The following is a 16,383-nucleotide window of genomic DNA, read 5'->3' on the forward strand; positions in this document are numbered from 1 at the left end:
AGATGTGTATAAGACACAGGTTCTGGTGATGGCGATGGCGCTGCTGTCCCTGGGCGGGTTCTGGCTCGGGACTCGTGCGGCGGGTCACGCCGACGTGCGGGTCGTCGTGACGGGTCACGCCGGTCTGCCCTGGGTGGAGGTCGAGAAGGGGGACACACTGTGGGCGATCGCCGACGCGCTCACCGACGGGGGCGACACGGGCGCCATGGTGGAGGAGATCAAGCGTCTGAACGGCTTGCCCGACTCGCTCATCCGTTCCGGCACACGACTGTACGTTCCGGCGAACACCGCCGCCCTGCGCTGACATCTCTGTCGACTCTTCATCCGGTTTCACGATGACCTCCCCTGTGGGAGGCGGCGACCCCCCACCGGTGCTCCGGTGACCAGCGACAGCATGCTTGGCCGGTGGGCTGTTTGGCTTCTTCTCAGCAGGGTCGGAGGGGGCGACCGGCGAGGTAGGCGGTGGGCGTCACTCCCATGAGGGTGTGGGATTCGGCGGTCATGTGGGACTCGTCGTAGTAGCCGGTCCTCACCGAGGGTTGTGCTCAACGGCGCCCGCCTGCGCGCGCCGTTGAGCACCTGGTCGACGCGCTCGATGTGTTCGAAGCTCTCGAGTGGCAGGCCGACGCAGTTGTGGAACGACTCGCGCAGCTGACGCTCGTTGACGGCCGGGCGCCTGGCGATGGCGGGGTGGGCTTCCGCCGCCCGGCATGATCACGGGGAGCCTCCGCAGTGGCCTTGACGTGCACGGCGACACGGGGGCCGTTGACTGGCATGTGGCGGGGGAGCAGGGCCTGCGTTCGAGCGGCCTGGGGTGGACGGTGCTGAGCCCGTCCTCGTTCGCCGCCAACGCGCTGTCCTGGGCGGGGCCCGTCCGAGCCGGCGAGCCGATCGCGAACGTGACCGGAGCCGGGGGTGCCGGGCGTGATCGACCCGAGGGGGCGTGGCGGAAGCTGGCGTTCGGGCGTTGAGGTTGGGGGAGCACTCGGGCATGGTGCGAGCCGTGACCGGGCCGGAGTTGCTGAGCGTTCCTGATCAGGCGAGGGTCCTGGGCGAGGTCCTCGGCAGGTGTCTTCACTCCATTGACGTCTCGTGCTCGCCTCGGGGGTCGATCCCGTGTTCGCCGCGAACGACGCCAGGGTGGTCGCCGAGGGCGGCAACGCCGGGTCACCTGGGAGGCGGCGAAAACGCTCGGCGCCCGCCCCGAGCGTTCGCCGGGCGCGCGACCATTGCGCGCTGTACGAAGCCTGAGGGCGCCGCACCAATCCGGGGGCGCGGCGAGGCCTCCGGAACTCGCGGGCGCCTGCGAACGCGGGGTCGCGAGATCTCTGGAGCCGAAGGGTGCGGCGCCAAGTCGGAGGGGTCGAGGCTTACGGACCTGAGGGGCGTCGCGTTCGCGGGGCGTATGGGGTCTGGAGGTCGGCCGTTAGGATTGTGAGGTTTGTTCACGATCGAGGTCTCGAACAACTGCTGTGACGTTCTCACCTGCGGCGCAAGCGTCCGCCCCGAGCGACACGCCGGGGACTGGTGGTGTCGGTGGGCTGATCAGCGACTTCGTGCCGATGGGGTCGCTCAACTTGCGTTCATGGTCGCACGCTTCTACGGTTGGACCACAACATCTAGTAGTTACACCGATGTAGTTCACCACACCTTGTGTTTCTGTGACCGCTCCATGGTCGGCTGTGGAGTGTGCGCGAGCGTCCCCGTAATGACGGATTTGGCGCGTGTGGTGGCCGGACGTCTTGGAGGCGAAAGCGTGCACTGTCCGTTCTGTCGCCACCCTGACACCAGGGTCATCGACAGTCGCTCCACCGACGACGGGGCCGCCATCAGGCGCCGCCGCACCTGCCCCGAGTGCGGGCGCAGGTTCACCACGCAGGAGACCGTTCTGCTCATGGTGAGCAAGCGCAGCGGGGTGACGGAGCCGTTCTCACGGGACAAGGTCGTCGCGGGCGTACGGCGAGCGTGCCAGGGCAGGCCGGTCAGTGAGGACTCGCTGGCACAGCTCGGGCAGCGGGTGGAGGAGGCGATCAGGGCGAAGGGCGCGGCCGAGATCCCCTCCAACGAGGTGGGCCTGGCCATCCTCGGCCCGTTGCGCGATCTCGACGAGGTCGCCTACCTGCGGTTCGCATCGGTCTATCGCGGTTTCGAGAGCCTGGCGGACTTCGAGGCCGAGATCTCACAGTTGAAGGCGGAGAAGGGGGAGTCATGACGGAGACGGCCAGCGGTTCAGTCGCGCGCGGGGGCAAGCGTCCGCGTAAGGGGCTGAAGATGAAGCGGATCTTCACCAAGCCCGGTGTGCACCCGTATGACGAGATCAAGTGGGAGCGCCGCGACGTCGTCATGACCAACTGGCGCGACGGGTCGATCAACTTCGAGCAGCGGGGCGTCGAGTTCCCCGAGTTCTGGTCGGTCAACGCCGCCAACATCGTGACGACGAAGTACTTCCGCGGGGCCGTGGGCACCCCGCAGCGTGAGTGGAGCCTGAAGCAGCTGATCGACCGCGTCGTCGGCGTCTACACCAAGACCGGCATCGAGCACGGCTACTTCGCCAGCGACGAGGACGCCGAGATCTTCGACCACGAGCTGAAGCACGCGCTGGCGCACCAGGTGTTCGCGTTCAACTCGCCGGTCTGGTTCAACGTCGGCACCAAGTCGCCGCAGCAGGTGAGCGCCTGCTTCATCCTCTCCGTGGACGACCAGATGGAGTCGATCCTGGAGTGGTACAAGGAAGAGGGCGTGATCTTCAAGGGCGGTTCGGGGTCGGGCGTCAACCTGTCCCGCATCCGTTCCTCCAAGGAGCTGCTGTCCAGCGGCGGCACGGCCAGCGGCCCGGTGTCGTTCATGCGCGGCGCCGACGCGAGCGCCGGCACCATCAAGTCCGGCGGCGCCACCCGCCGGGCGGCCAAGATGGTCGTGCTCGACGTCGACCACCCCGACATCGAGGAGTTCATCGAGACCAAGGCGCGCGAGGAGGACAAGATCCGCGCGCTGCGCGACGCCGGCTTCGACATGGACCTCGGCGGCAAGGACATCGTCAGCGTCCAGTACCAGAACGCCAACAACTCCGTCCGCGTCTCCGACGAGTTCATGCGCGCGGTGGAGAAGGGCGGCGACTTCGGCCTGCGCGCCCGCCTGACCGGCGAGGTCATCGAGACGGTCGACGCGCGCGACCTGTTCCGCAAGATGGCCAAGGCCGCCTGGGAGTGCGCCGACCCCGGCGTCCAGTACGACGACACGATCAACGACTGGCACACCACCCCGGAGACCGGCCGCATCACCGCCAGCAACCCCTGCAGCGAGTACGTCCACCTCGACAACTCCTCCTGCAACCTGGCCAGCATCAACCTGCTGAAGTTCCTGAAGGACGACAACACCTTCAACGTCGCCGACTTCGTCAAGCTGACCGAGCTGATCATCACCGCGATGGACATCTCGATCACGTTCGCCGACTTCCCGACGGAGAAGATCGGCGAGACGACGCGCGCCTACCGGCAGCTCGGCATCGGCTACGCCAACCTGGGCGCCCTGCTCATGGCGACGGGCCACGCGTACGACTCCGACGGCGGCCGGGCGGTCGCGGCGGCGATCACGTCGCTGATGACCGGTGTGTCCTACCGGCGCAGCGCCGAGCTGGCCGGCGTGGTCGGGCCGTACGACGGTTACGCCAGGAACGCCGAGCCGCACAAGCGCGTCATGCGCAAGCACGCCGCGGCCAACGACGACCTGCGCACGGTCGGCACCATGGACGCCAAGATCCACACCGAGGCGTCCCGCCAGTGGTCGGAGTGCCTGCGGCTGGGCGAGAAGAACGGCTACCGCAACGCCCAGGCCAGCCTGCTCGCGCCCACCGGCACGATCGGCCTGATGATGGACTGCGACACCACCGGCATCGAGCCCGACCTGGCGCTGGTCAAGTTCAAGAAGCTCGTAGGCGGCGGCTCCATGCAGATCGTCAACCAGACGATCCCGAGGGCGCTCAAGCAGCTCGGCTACCAGCAGGAGCAGATCGAGGCCATCGTCGAGTACATCGCCGAGCACGGCCACGTCGTCGACGCCCCCGGCCTGCGCCGCGAGCACTACGAGGTGTTCGACTGCGCGATGGGCGAGCGGGCGATCGCGCCCATGGGCCACGTGCGGATGATGGCGGCCGCGCAGCCGTTCCTGTCCGGGGCCATCTCCAAGACGGTCAACCTGCCCGAGTCGGCCACGATCGACGACATCGAGCAGGTCTACATGGAGGGCTGGAAGCTCGGCCTGAAGGCCCTCGCGGTCTACCGCGACAACTGCAAGGTCGGCCAGCCGCTGTCGGCCGGCGACGGCTCCAAGAAGGACGCCGCCAAGCAGGAGGAGAAGGAGCCCGAGGTCAAGGTCATCGAGGTCAACCGGCCGACCCGGCGGCGCATGCCCAACCAGCGGCCGAGCACCACCACCCGCTTCACGGTGGGCGGCGCCAAGGGCTACATGACCGCCTCGTCCTACCCCGACGACGGGCTCGGCGAGGTCTTCCTCAAGATGTCCAAGCAGGGCTCGACCCTGGCGGGCGTCATGGACGCCTTCTCGGTGGCGATCTCCATCGGCCTGCAGTACGGCGTGCCGCTGGAGACGTACATGAGCAAGTTCGTCAACATGCGCTTCGAGCCGGCCGGCATGACGGACGACCCCGACATCCGGATGGCCACGTCGGTGATGGACTACATCTTCCGCCGCCTGGCCCTCGACCACCTGCCGTACGACGAGCGGGCGGCGCTCGGCATCTTCTCGGCGGCCGAGCGGGCGGCGCAGCAGCGCGGCGAGGACCCGGCGACGTTGCAGGAGACGGTCGACCGTGAGGCGCTGGCCCAGTCGGCGCCGATCGAGGCGGCCCGGCCGAAGGATGAGCAGCCCGAGGTCAAGGAGCTGACGCTGGAGAGCCACCAGCGCTTCACCGCCGACGCTCCGCTCTGCATGACCTGCGGCACGAAGATGCGCCCGGCCGGCAGCTGCTACGTCTGCGAGGGCTGCGGCTCCACCAGCGGCTGCAGCTGACCCGAGGTCCGGCGGCGGGGAGCCGGGCTCTCCGCCGCCGGACGTTCGCGGTCAGAAGAGGCAGGCCCCGGCGACGCCTCGTTCGAAGTCGAGCAGCCGCCGCTTCGTCGCCAGACCGCCGCCGTACCCGGTGAGGTCTCCGGTGGAGCCGACGACGCGGTGGCAGGGGACGATGATGCCGATCGGGTTCTTGCCGTTGGCCAGGCCGACGGCCCGGGCCGCGGTCGGCTGCCCGATCCGGTCGGCGAGCCGGCCGTAGGTGATCGTCTCGCCGTACGGGATGTCCCGCAGGGCTTCCCAGACCCGTCGCTGGAACGCCGTGCCGCCGAAGACCATGGGCAGCTCGAAGGCGGTCAGCCGTCCGTCGAAGTAGGCCCGCAACTGCTCCACGACCTCGGTGAAAGGCTCGGGGTCGGGCTCGCCGAAGGTCTCCTCCGGGGGACGGTGCCGCTGGCGTCGCATGTAGAGACCGGCGAGGGTTCCGTCGGCCGCGACGAGGGTGAGCGGGCCGACAGGGCTGTCCACCACGGTGTGGGTCCTGTGTCCGGCCAGGGTCATCGTGCGTTCCTTTCGCGTGATCATTCGGTGGGCAGGCGGTTGATGGGGTGGTCGCCGGTGGCCCACAGATACTGCACGGCGTACGCGCGCCACGGCCGCCACGCCTCGGCACGGCGGGTGAGCGCCGCCGGCGTGGCGGGCAGCCCCAGCTCGCGGGCGGCGACGCGGATGCCCAGATCGGTGGCGACGAAGGCGTCGGGATCGCCGAGAGCGCGCATCGCGATCGTCTCGACGGTCCAGGGCCCCAATCCCGGCAACGCCGACAACCGATCCCGGGCGCGCCGCCAGTCGCCTCCGACGCCGAGGTCGATCTCACCGTCGGCCAGCGCGGCGACCAGCCCGGTGAGCGTGGTGCGGCGGGACCGCGGGAGGGCGAGGGCGTCCGGGTCCAGGCCGGCCAGCGCGCGCGGGTCGGGGAAGAGGTGGGTGAGGCCGCCGGCCGGGTCCGTGATCGGCTCACCATAGGCCGCGACCAGCCGGGCGGCGTGCGTGCGGGCGGCCGCGGTGGACACCTGCTGCCCGAGCACCGCGCGCACCGCGAACTCGGCCGCGTCGACCGTGCGGGGCACCCGGCGGCCCGGGTCCTTGTCCACGAGGGGAGCCGGCACCGGGTCGTCGCGGAGCAGATCGTCCACGGCCACCGGGTCGGCGTCGAGATCCAGGAGACGCCGGCACCGGCTGATCGCGGTGGACAGGTCGCGCAGGTCGGTGAGGGAGAGCCGGCAGTCGACGTGGTCGGGTCGCGGGCGCAGGGTCGCGACGCCGTGGCCGTGCGGCAGGCGCAGGGTGCGGCGATAGGCGCCGTCGCGCCACTCCTCCACCCCGGGCACGGCGGTCGCGGCGAGGTGGCCGAACAGGTTCCCCGGGCACAGCGGAGCCCGGAACGGCAGCCGCAGCCACAACACGCCGGAGGCGCCGGCCGGGCGTCCACGGGCGGCGCGCTCCCGCAGCCGCGTCGGCGTCAGGGCGAAGACCTCCCGCACGGTCTCGTTGAACGTGCGGATGCTGGTGAACCCGGCCGCGAAGGCCACATCGCCCATCGGCAGGGCCGTGGTCTCGATCAGCAGCCGGGCGGTCTGGGCGCGCTGCGCCCGGGCGAGCGCGAGCGGCCCCGCGCCGAGCTCGGCCAGGAGCTGCCGTTCGATCTGGCGGGTGCTGTAGCCGAGGTGCGCGGCCAGACCCGGCACGCCCTCGCGGTCCACGACCCCGTCGGCGATCAGGCGCATCGCCCGCGCCACCACGTCGGCGCGCACGTTCCACTCGGGGGAGCCAGGGCCGGCGTCGGGACGGCAGCGTTTGCACGCCCGGAAACCGGCCTGCTGGGCCGCGGCGGCGCTGGGAAAGAAGCGCATGTTCTCGACCTTGGGCGGCACCACGGGGCAGCTCGGCCTGCAGTAGATGCCGGTGGTGATCACCGCGCCGAAGAACCAGCCGTCGAACCGGGCGTCCTTGGATCGAACGGCTCTAACGCACCGCTCCACGTCGTCGTACACACCGCTCAGCATCGCCTGCGAGCGGTCGTCTCGGCTGGCGGAAATCCGACATGACCACACGCGATGCCCTCGCGGCGTGCGCTGCTGGAGCGACGGCGGCCGAGCCGGCGCCGGCCGGAGCGATCCGTCGCGCGCCTACCATCGGGGCGTGATCAACCGTTGCGTGGAACGTGTCTTCGACGACCAGGTGGCCGCCGTGCGGCTCGTGGTGCTGGCGGTGCTGGCCGTGGGCGATCTGGGTCTGCTCCACCCTCCGCAGGGCCCGGCCGACTGGGCGCTCGCGCTCGGCGGGCTGGCCGTCTGCCTCGCGGGCGTCCGCGTGCCGCTGGCCGCCACCGCCGTGTTGTCGGGGCTGATCGTGGTGGGTGACGCGGTCGGCACCACCCTCGGGACACCGCTCAAGGCGATGGTGACGGTGGCGCTGTTCGAGCTGGCGCTGCGCCGCCGCGGCCGGCATGTCGTGTACGGTGCGGCGGTGGCCGCCGCGTTCCTGACCGTGCACGCTCTGTCGGCGCCGGCCGCCGAGGCGCTGCCGACCCTCTACTGGCTGTCCATCCTGGCGGGGGTGCCGCTGTTGCTGGGCGCGTACGTCCGGCTGACCCGCGAGCGCGCCGCGGCCGAGGAGCGCAGGCGCCGCGCCGACACCCTGGCCGCCCGGGCGGCCGAGCGCACGGCCATCGCCCGTGAGCTGCACGACCTGGTGGCCCATCACGTGTCGTCCATGGTGCTGCGGGTCGGCGTGGCCCGGCACGTGCTGCCGGCCACCGATCCAGGCGTGACGCAGGTCCTCGACGACCTGCACGCCTCCGGCAGCGCGGCCCTGGAGGACCTGCGGCGGCTGGTCGCGGTGCTGCGCGACCCCGCGCAGGTGCGCGGCGGGCCGTTCTTCTCCCTGGTCGACCGGGCGGGGCTGCCGGCGGCGCTGGAGGAGGCGGTGGCCCGGGTCCGCGCGACCGGGCTCACCGTGCGGGCCACGATCGACGGGGCCGTGGCGGAGCTGGACGCCGTACGCGGGCTGACGGTGCTGCGCCTCGTGCAGGAAGGGCTGGCCAACGCGGCCAGGCACGCGGGCGAGAACGCCGAGGTCCGGATCTCGGTGACGCTCGCCGGCGACGTCGCCCACCTGGAGATCGTCGACGACGCGGTGAAGGAGGGCTCCGGTGAACACGACGGCGCCCGGCAGGACGCGTACGCGGAAGAGACGCGGCGCGGGACCGGGCACGGCCTGGTCGGGATGGCCGAGCGCGTCGAACTGCTCGGCGGCCGGTTCGAGGCGGGGCCCCGTCCGTCGGGGCGCGGCTGGCGGCTGTACGCCGAGCTCCCACCGGGCGGTGCCGGCCTCCCGCCGGATCCGGTACGGGACGAGGTGCTCGCCTGATCTCGGCGCGAGGTACGTGGCGGGCAGTCTCGGGCGCCCGCTGCGGGGGCGCCCGGACTGAGCTCACGCGGCGCCGGCCGTCAGGAACCGGCCGGCTCGCTCAGGACGGTGATGACGCGTCAGGAAGCGGCCAGGTCACTCAGACGGTGATGACGCCGTCCACCCGTCAGGAACTGGTCAGGTCGCTCAGGACGTCGGGGCGGTTGGTGATGACGCCGTCCACGCCGTAGCCGATCACACGGCGCATGGCGTCGGCGTCGTCCACGGTCCAGGTGAGCACGTCCATGCCGAGCCGGTGGACGCGCCGGACGTAGGAGGCCGAGAGCGTGCCGTACTGCGGGTTGATCTGCTCGGCGAACCCGGCCAGCGCGGACAGCTCGCCGGTCGAGGGCGTGCCGAGCAGCCCGACCGGCACGTCCGGCAGCAGCCGGTCGAACGCCCGCATCGAGTCCCAGTCGAACGACTGCACCACCACCCGCCCGGGCGCCAGCCACGACGAGTGCCGGCGCAGCTCGCCGGCGATGCGTTCCTCGATCCCGGGGTACAGATCGGGCGACTTCACCTCCAGCAGCAGACCCATGCCCGAGCCCTCCATCGCGCGCAGCGCCTCGCCGAGCGTGGGCACCCGCTCGCCCTCGTACTGGCCCGACTTCCACGAGCCGGCGTCCAGCCTGCGGATCTGGTCGAGGGTGAAGTCGCCGACGTTCCAGGGGGAGCGGCCGGGGAAGACCTGCTCGGCGTCGGTGGTACGGGCCAGCGTCGTGTCGTGCATGAGGACGAGCTCGTGGTCCTTGGTCTCCTGGACGTCCAGCTCGAACATGTCGGCCCCCTGCTCACCGGCCAGCTCGAAGGCGGCGATGGTGTTCTCGGGGGCGTACGCGGAGGCGCCGCGATGGGCGACGTTGGTGACGCCGGCGGCCGCGCTGGTGGTGGTGGCCAGAGCGGGTGCGGTGCCGGGGGTGGCGGCGAGGACGGCGAAGGACGTGGCGATGACGGCGGCGAGTCGCCCGAACATGGATCTCCTCTGGTGGGGAGAGACATTGACGACCCGACAGTGACGACGCGGTATGACAGCAAGTTGAGGGCAGAGTAGCCCGGCGGTGCCGCGCGGATGAGCATTCGACACGCGGGGACGCGCGCGAAAGGGCCTGTGCGGAGGGGCTTATGCGGAAGGAAGCGACAGGGCCGTTCCGTACAGCCGCGTCACGGGGAGCCTGATCACCAGCCGCCGGTCGGCCACCATCTGCCGCAGGAACGCCTGCTCGTCGGCGGGCTCGGCGAAGGTCGGCTGCATGTCCAGCAGCTCACGGCCCACCTCGTCACCCGGCTCGGCGCTCACCGGTGACAGCTCCGCCTCGCCCTCGGCCACGACGTACGACCAGAAGTCGTCGCTGGCCACGTAGAGGGCGCAGCGCGGGTCACGGTTGAGCTGGCGCACCTTGAGCCGGTCGGCGACGGTCGAGATGCGGACGACGCGCCGCTCGGCGTCCCAGTCGTACAGGACGGTGGACAGGTGCGGGTGGCCGCTGCTCCGGTTGGTCGCGAGCGCGCCGAACCGCTGGGCGGCCAGCAGCTTGGACAGCTCGTCGTCCGTCAGCGACCGAGGCGCCGGCTCCGCGTTCTCCGCCATAAACCGCCCCTCTATTAGAAATGGCGAAATGTCACCCTATACCGGGTGTCTGGTCCTCCGAGATCACCAGCGCCCGAAAGCGTCCATGCCCGCCCGATGAAGCTCGGATGACCGGCTCGTACGCCACATCGACGCCGTCGACTCGGGCGGCCGCCGCCGGGAGAGGCCCGTGATCCTTCCGGTCTCCTACCCCCTGACCTGTAGGTTACTTGTCATGAATCTTGCCATTACCAGCGGATATGTCGTACCTGTCGACGGCGACCCCATCGACGGCGGGACCGTGCTCATCCAGGACGGGAAGATCACCGCGGTCGGCCGCGACGTGGCCGTCCCCGACGGCACGCCGGTCGTGGACGCCGCGGGCGGCTGGGTGCTGCCCGGCTTCGTCGAGGCCCACGGGCACCTCGGCGTCCACGAGGAGGCGGAGGGCTGGGCGGGTCAGGACACCAACGAGATGACCGACCCCAACGGCGCCCGCCTGCGCGCGCTCGACGCCATCAACCCGGCCGACCTGGCCTTCGCCGACGCGCTCTCGGGCGGCGTGACCACCGCGGTGATCAAGCCCGGCTCGGGCAACCCGATCGGCGGCCAGACGGTCGCGATCAAGTGCTGGGGCAGGACCGTGGACGAGATGCTGCTCAAGGAGCCGGTCAGCGTCAAGAGCGCCCTCGGTGAGAACCCCAAGCGCGTCTACGGCGACCAGAAGAAGCTGCCGTCCACCCGGCAGGGCGTCGCCGCGGTGATCCGCGACGCGTTCATGAAGGCCCAGGACTACCAGGCCAAGAAGGCCGCCGCCGAGGCCGAGGGCAAGCCGTTCGACCGCGACGGCACGCTGGAGATCCTGGCCCGCGTGCTGGACGGCGAGCTGCCCTGGTGCCAGCACACGCACCGCGCCGACGACATCGCCACCGCGCTCAGGCTGGCCGGCGAGTTCGGCTACCGGCTCGTGATCAACCACGGCACCGAGGGCCACCTGCTCGCCGACACGCTGGCCGAGCGGAACGTCCCGGTGATCATCGGCCCGTTGTTCACCAGCCGTTCCAAGGTGGAGCTGCGGCAGCGTTCGCTGCGCAACCCGGGCATCCTGGCGCGGGCCGGCGTGCAGGTGGCGATCACCACCGACCACCCCGTCGTGCCGATCCACTTCCTGGTCCACCAGGCCACGCTGGCGGTCAAGGAAGGCCTCGACCCCGCCGACGCGCTGCGTTCGATCACCGTGAACCCGGCCCGCATCATGGGCATCGACGACCGGGTGGGCGCGTTGAAGCCGGGGCTGGACGGTGACGTGGTCATCTGGTCGGGCGACCCCCTCGACGTGATGAGCCGGGCGCTGAAGGTGTACGTCTCCGGCCGGGAGGTCTACACCTACACCGACGGTGAGCCGGTCGTGGCGGATCCGTACTACCGCGAATCAAGTAACCGTTAAGCGGCTGTAGATGGGCGGGGCGCATAGTGGGCGGACCAGGCGGGAAGAGAGGCACCGACATGACAGCACCGTCCCTCGCCCAGCGCCCCAGCAAGGCCCTGCTCGTCGGCCTCGTCGTCTCCGGCGTCCTCGCGCTGGTCGTGCTGGCCATCATGCTCTACTCCGGCGGCCCCATCGGGTTCGGCCTGTCCGCGCTGCTGGCCGTGGCGCCCCTTCCGGTGCTGCTGGCGGCCGTCCTCTCGCTCGACAGGCTCGAACCCGAGCCGAAGCTCCACCTCGCCTTCGCCTTCGCCTGGGGCGCCGGGGTGGCCATCGTGCTGGGCGTCGCGCTGACCGTGGCCGGCCAGGAGCTCTTCCTGCGCGCCGGGTACGGCACCGCGGCCGTCGAGTACATCGGCACCGTCGTGCTGGCCCCGGTGGTCGAGGAGGCGCTCAAGGGCTCGGCCCTGCTGCTCCTGCTGCGCCGGCGGATGGAGATCGACGGCCTGACCGACGGCATCGTGTACGCCTCCATGGCCGGCCTCGGCTTCGCCGCCGTGGAGAACGTCGGCTACTACCTGCTCTCCTACGACCAGGACGGCATCAGCGCCGCCGTGCAGGTCTTCGTCGTGCGCGGGCTGATCGACCCCCTCGGCCACCCGATCTACACCTCGATGATCGGCCTCGGCGTCGCGTACGCGCTGACCCACACGAACACCGCCCGCTACGCCGCCATCCCGCTCGGCTACGCGGCGGCGGTCTTCCTGCACGGCCTGTGGAACGGCGCCGCCAGCACCGGCTCGCTGGGCGTGCTCGGCGCCGCCTACCTGGTGATCATGGGCGCGCTCGTCCTGCTCGTCATCGTGACCGTGCTCGAACGCCGCCAGCTCGTCGCCCGGATGGGCCACTACCTGCCCGCCTACGAGGCGACCGGCGTGATCACCGCCGCCGACGTCCAGATGCTGACCACGCTGCCCGCCCGCAAGGCGGCCCGCCAGTGGGCCAGACGGGTCGGGCTCGGCCGCGCCATGAGCGACTACCAGCAGGCCGCGACCGAGCTGACCATCCTGCACGTACGCGCCGAACGGCAGGCCGTCGACCCGCTCCGGTTCCAGCTGGAGCGCGACGAGCACCTGAGGACCATGGCGCGGGCCCGCCGCTGGTAGTCACCCGGGCAGGAAGGCCCGCAGGTGCGCGAGCACGGCCTCCGGCTGCTCCTCGGCCAGGAAATGCCCGCAGTCAGGGATCTCGGCCCCCTGTACGTCGCGGGCGTACTCGCGCCAGATGTCGAGCACCGGCACCCTGCTGGGCAGCCCGGCCGCGCCCCACAGCGCGAGCACCGGCATCTCCAGCCGCCGGCCCGCCTCCCAGTCGGCGTCGTCGTGCTCGGCGTCGTACGGGAACGAGGCCCGGTAGTCCTCGAACCCGGCCCGCAGCGCACCCGGCTGCTCGAACGCCCGCACGTACTCCTCCACGTCCAGCCGGGCCCGCTGCACCGTCCACTTCTCGAAGAAGTAGCCCAGGTAGCCGCGCACGTCCTTGCCCGCGAGCAGCTCCGGCAGGTCGGGCTGCAGGTGGAACGTCCAGTGCCAGGTGCCGGCGGCCAGCCCCGAGCGCATGTCGTAGCGCAGCCACATCTCGCGGGTGGGGATGATGTCCATCACGACCAGCCGTTCCACCTCGCCGGGGTGGTCGAGCGCGTAGCGGTGGGCGACCCTGGCGCCGCGGTCGTGCCCGGCGAGCAGCACCTTCTCGTGGCCGAGCGAACGGGCCAGCGCCCGCACGTCGGCGGCCATCGTGCGCTTGTCGTAGCCGGCGGCGGGTTTGTCGGTGCGGCCGTAGCCGCGCAGGTCGGGCGCGACGACGGTGAAGCGCTCGGCCAGCGCGGGGATGATCCCCCGCCAGCAGGCGGAGGTCTGCGGCCAGCCGTGCAACAACACGAGCAGCGGGCCCTCGCCGTCGATCAGGTAGTGCATCCGCAGTCCGCCGGGATCGGCCATCCGGGACTCGGTCATGATCTCACTCCCCTCCGGACGGAGGCCGGTGGCCCGACCGCCCAACGGAAATCCCCTTCGGATCTTCCCCCGATTCCTGACAAGATGAGGGAAACCCCCGAAGGGAGATCAGATGGGCTGGGCGGAGATCGATTCGGAGGCGGAGCTGCGTGAGCTGCTCGGCGAGGTGATGCCGCGAGCGGCCACCAAGGAGCGCGTACGCCTGCACGAGCGCGATCGGCAGTGGCTGGCGGCCTCCCCGTTCTGCCTCATCGCCACCTCCGACGACCGGGGCAACTGCGATGTCTCACCCAAGGGCGACCCGGCCGGGTTCGTCCACGTCATCGACGACACCACGATCGCGATCCCGGACCGGCCGGGGAACCGCCGCGCGGACGGCTTCCTCAACATCCTGAGAAATCCGCGCGTGGGGTTGATCTTCCTCATCCCGGGGCGCAACGAGACCCTCCGCGTCAACGGCCGCGCCCGGCTCGTCCGCGAGGCCCCGTTCTTCGACGAGATGATCGTGAAGGGCCACCGCCCGCACCTCGCGCTCGTGGTCGAGATCGAGCAGATCTTCTTCCACTGCGCCAAGGCGTTCCTGCGCTCGTCACTGTGGAAGCCCGACGCCTGGGCGCCTGACGCGCTGCCTTCGCACGCCAAGCTGGTCAAAGAGGTGCAGACGGTGGAGGAGAGCCTCGAGGAGCTCGAAAAGTACTACGGCGAGGCGTACGCCCGGCGTCTCTACGGCTGACCGGACCACCGCGCCGTGCGGCCCCGGCCCTCAGGCGGCGGGGGTCGGGCCGCCGGGGAAACGGATGACGTTGCGCCCGGTGTAGGCGCGCAGGTCGATCACCTTGGGATCGGCGGGAGGCTTGCGGCGGGCTGCCGACCGGATGTCGCGCACCTTGTGCCTGGCCGCATGTGGCGGCACCACCGAAAACCTCTTCATCGTGAGCCCCCCGTGACGTGCTTGTTACCAATGTTACTTACAGATACCCCCGTAAGTTCGGTGTAAGGAACACGTTAGTAGGGAAGCTGGCGACCCGCCGGTGACCGCAGGTCGAGATCGATGACAGGTCGTGTGCGTCGCTTGGCCGACTTGCTGACTCTGACGCGTTTCATTGGTGTCCCCCTTCCGAAGCGCGTCCCTTTCCCCTTCGCAGATGGTGCACCGCGATCTTTGGCGGCGGCATGGCGAGCTCATTACCCGCCATGCGCGCCAACCTAACCGCCTCCGCCCGGCTCGCTCAACGCATTTCGGCCGGCCGGCCCGTCACGTGCCCGGCGTGAGGCGGGCGGCGACGCCGATGCGGTTCCAGGCGTTGATCATGGCGATGGCCACGAGCAGCAGGGCGAGTTGCTGCTCGCTGTAGTGCTCGGCCGCCTGCTCCCACACCGCGTCCGGCACGGCCTCGCGATCGGCCAGCCGGGTCGCCTCCTCCGTCAGCGCCAGCGCCGCACGTTCGGCCGGGGTGAACACCGTGGCCTCCCGCCAGGCGACCACCGACCAGAGCCGCTCGTCGCTCTCACCGGCCTTCTTCATGTCACGGCTGTGCATGTCCACGCAGTAGCCGCAGCCGTTGATCTGGCTGGCGCGCAGCTTGACCAGCTCGATGGTGCCGGTCGGCAGCTCGCTCTCGCGCAGCAGCTTCTCCACCGCGAGAAAGTGGTGGTACGCCTCGGGAACGTGCTTGGCGACGTTGACGCGCTGAGTCATCTCATGCCTCCGTAGTTCGGGGTCGTTGCACACGGAGGACGGGACAGGCGGCTCGGATGTGACAGTCCCGGCGAGAAGAGCGGCAGATCTTTTCCGCGGTTCTTTTCTGCGGTTCTTTTCTGCGGCCCATCTCACGGGCCGGGCTCCCTGTTCGGGTCCTTCTGCGGTTGTCAGGGACTCCGGCCCCGCGGATCCCCTCTCGTGGTCCCGCCGGGGCCGGTGGCATGCGGCCCGGCGTGCCGTAGCCGGTCCCCTACCCCCGATCGGCGCTGTTCCCCACGACGTTCCTCACGTGGCGCGCCACGGTGGTGTGATTCTTGCGGTACGTCGGCCGCCGGACCCGGTGGCCGACGACCATCCGACGGGTGTTGCCGGACGTACAGGGGGCCGAACGGATGCCGTTGATCGCGGTCTGTGCGGTGTGGGCCGTGTTCTGGGGGTCGTGGTCGGCGCTGCTGCCCGCCGTCAAGCTGGAGGTCGGCGTCTCCGCCGCCGGCCTCGGGATCGCGCTGAGCGCCGTGCCCGTCGGCGCCCTGCCCGCGATGGTGCTGGCCGGGCGGCTGGCCCGCGGACGGGAGCGGCCCGCGCTGGCGCTGGCCACGATCCTGTTCGCGCTGAGCGTCGCCGGCATCGCGCTGGCCGCCACCGGCTGGCAGCTCGCCCTGGCCCTGCTGCTGGTCGGGGCGGCGAGCGGCGCCCTCGACGTCGTGCTGAACCTCGCCACCGGGCGCGCCGAGCGCGACAGCGGACGCCGCCTCTTCCAGGCCGTGCACGCCGCCTTCCCGCTCGCGGTCATCGTGGCGGCCCCGCTCACCGGTCTGGCCCGCTCGCAGGGATTGGGCGTCGACACGGTGCTCGTGCTCGTCGCCCTCGTCGTGGCCGCCGCGTCCCTCACCCTGCCGGCGCTGCCGCCCGGCCGCGCGGTCCCGGAGCCCGCGGCGGCCTCCGAACGCCGGCGGTTGTGGGGCACGGCGGCCGTGCTCGGTGCGCTGGCGGCCTGCGTCCTGGTGATCGAGAACTCGGTCGAGCAGTGGTCGGTGCTGCTCCTGGAGGAGCACCGCGGCGCGACGCCCCTGGTGTCGAGCGCCGCGCCGGCGGCGTACATGGCGGCGCTGACGGCCGGGCGGCTCCTCGCGCAGGCGTTGCCCCAGGTGGGGCTGCGCACGTTGTACCTGGT

The 16,383-nt window shown here is 71.0% G+C and carries 16 protein-coding genes; 9 read left to right on the plus strand and 7 right to left on the minus strand.

The features are described 5' to 3' along the window. The 4 genes from C1J01_RS35475 to C1J01_RS35490 all read left to right on the plus strand — a co-directional run. The coding region (locus C1J01_RS35475; protein ID WP_220040259.1) for a LysM peptidoglycan-binding domain-containing protein at positions 1 to 304 on the plus strand (304 nt) is incomplete at its 5' end. A 406-nt stretch (positions 305 to 710) separates the two neighbouring features. Then, the gene (locus C1J01_RS35480; protein ID WP_111183345.1) at positions 711 to 971 is read left to right on the plus strand and encodes an SDR family oxidoreductase; all 261 of its coding nucleotides are present in this window, start codon (positions 711 to 713) and stop codon (positions 969 to 971) included. 785 nt (positions 972 to 1,756) lie between these two features. Beyond that, positions 1,757 to 2,212, plus strand: a complete 456-nt coding sequence (gene nrdR / locus C1J01_RS35485) for a transcriptional regulator NrdR (RefSeq protein WP_111183346.1) — start codon at positions 1,757 to 1,759, stop codon at positions 2,210 to 2,212. After that, on the plus strand, positions 2,209 to 5,028 hold the full coding sequence (locus C1J01_RS35490) for a vitamin B12-dependent ribonucleotide reductase (protein ID WP_111183347.1): 2,820 nt from the start codon (positions 2,209 to 2,211) through the stop codon (positions 5,026 to 5,028). Before nrdR ends, C1J01_RS35490 begins: the two co-directional genes overlap by 4 nt. A 51-nt stretch (positions 5,029 to 5,079) precedes the next feature. On the opposite strand, the gene C1J01_RS35495 is transcribed toward C1J01_RS35490, so the two are convergent. Further along, complete coding sequence (locus tag C1J01_RS35495) at positions 5,080 to 5,586, minus strand: methylated-DNA--[protein]-cysteine S-methyltransferase (protein ID WP_111183348.1); 507 nt, start codon at positions 5,584 to 5,586, stop codon at positions 5,080 to 5,082. 20 nt (positions 5,587 to 5,606) lie between these two features. After that, entirely contained in the window at positions 5,607 to 7,079 is a 1,473-nt protein-coding gene (locus C1J01_RS35500; RefSeq protein WP_111183355.1) for a DNA-3-methyladenine glycosylase 2 family protein, read from the minus strand. Between the two features lie 148 nt (positions 7,080 to 7,227). Between C1J01_RS35500 and C1J01_RS35505 the strand changes: the two genes are divergently transcribed. After that, positions 7,228 to 8,457, plus strand: coding sequence for a sensor histidine kinase (locus C1J01_RS35505; RefSeq protein WP_111183356.1), 1,230 nt, complete (start codon positions 7,228 to 7,230; stop codon positions 8,455 to 8,457). 166 nt (positions 8,458 to 8,623) lie between these two features. Here the strand turns inward: C1J01_RS35505 and C1J01_RS35510 are convergent, their stop codons facing one another. Both C1J01_RS35510 and C1J01_RS35515 read right to left on the minus strand, forming a co-directional pair. After that, the gene (locus tag C1J01_RS35510) at positions 8,624 to 9,472 is read right to left on the minus strand and encodes a glycerophosphodiester phosphodiesterase (RefSeq protein ID WP_111183349.1); all 849 of its coding nucleotides are present in this window, start codon (positions 9,470 to 9,472) and stop codon (positions 8,624 to 8,626) included. A 147-nt stretch (positions 9,473 to 9,619) separates the two neighbouring features. Then, entirely contained in the window at positions 9,620 to 10,087 is a 468-nt protein-coding gene (locus C1J01_RS35515; RefSeq protein ID WP_111183350.1) for a PPOX class F420-dependent oxidoreductase, read from the minus strand. Positions 10,088 to 10,301: 214 nt separating this feature from the next. Between C1J01_RS35515 and C1J01_RS35520 the strand changes: the two genes are divergently transcribed. Both C1J01_RS35520 and C1J01_RS35525 read left to right on the plus strand, forming a co-directional pair. Continuing rightward, entirely contained in the window at positions 10,302 to 11,513 is a 1,212-nt protein-coding gene (locus tag C1J01_RS35520) for an amidohydrolase (RefSeq protein WP_111183351.1), read from the plus strand. 59 nt (positions 11,514 to 11,572) lie between these two features. Beyond that, positions 11,573 to 12,658 (plus strand): PrsW family intramembrane metalloprotease, encoded by a 1,086-nt coding sequence (locus tag C1J01_RS35525; protein ID WP_111183352.1) that lies wholly within the window; start codon positions 11,573 to 11,575, stop codon positions 12,656 to 12,658. On the opposite strand, the gene C1J01_RS35530 is transcribed toward C1J01_RS35525, so the two are convergent. Beyond that, positions 12,659 to 13,507, minus strand: coding sequence for an alpha/beta fold hydrolase (locus C1J01_RS35530; RefSeq protein WP_220040260.1), 849 nt, complete (start codon positions 13,505 to 13,507; stop codon positions 12,659 to 12,661). A 112-nt stretch (positions 13,508 to 13,619) separates the two neighbouring features. Here C1J01_RS35530 and C1J01_RS35535 point away from each other — a divergent pair, with 112 nt between their 5' ends. Beyond that, positions 13,620 to 14,240 carry a pyridoxamine 5'-phosphate oxidase family protein gene (locus C1J01_RS35535; RefSeq protein WP_111183353.1) on the plus strand — a complete coding sequence of 207 codons (621 nt, stop codon included), beginning with the start codon at positions 13,620 to 13,622 and terminating at the stop codon, positions 14,238 to 14,240. 30 nt (positions 14,241 to 14,270) lie between these two features. On the opposite strand, the gene C1J01_RS50370 is transcribed toward C1J01_RS35535, so the two are convergent. Both C1J01_RS50370 and C1J01_RS35540 read right to left on the minus strand, forming a co-directional pair. Beyond that, positions 14,271 to 14,438, minus strand: a complete 168-nt coding sequence (locus C1J01_RS50370; protein WP_181449141.1) for a hypothetical protein — start codon at positions 14,436 to 14,438, stop codon at positions 14,271 to 14,273. Between the two features lie 324 nt (positions 14,439 to 14,762). After that, positions 14,763 to 15,206 carry a carboxymuconolactone decarboxylase family protein gene (locus C1J01_RS35540; RefSeq protein ID WP_111183354.1) on the minus strand — a complete coding sequence of 148 codons (444 nt, stop codon included), beginning with the start codon at positions 15,204 to 15,206 and terminating at the stop codon, positions 14,763 to 14,765. Between the two features lie 395 nt (positions 15,207 to 15,601). Between C1J01_RS35540 and C1J01_RS35545 the strand changes: the two genes are divergently transcribed. After that, on the plus strand, positions 15,602 to 16,383 hold a 782-nt coding region (locus C1J01_RS35545; RefSeq protein ID WP_146615839.1), incomplete at its 3' end, for an MFS transporter.

The sequence above is a fragment of the Nonomuraea aridisoli genome (genome assembly GCF_003236395.1).
GTDB classification, from domain to species: domain Bacteria; phylum Actinomycetota; class Actinomycetes; order Streptosporangiales; family Streptosporangiaceae; genus Nonomuraea; species Nonomuraea aridisoli.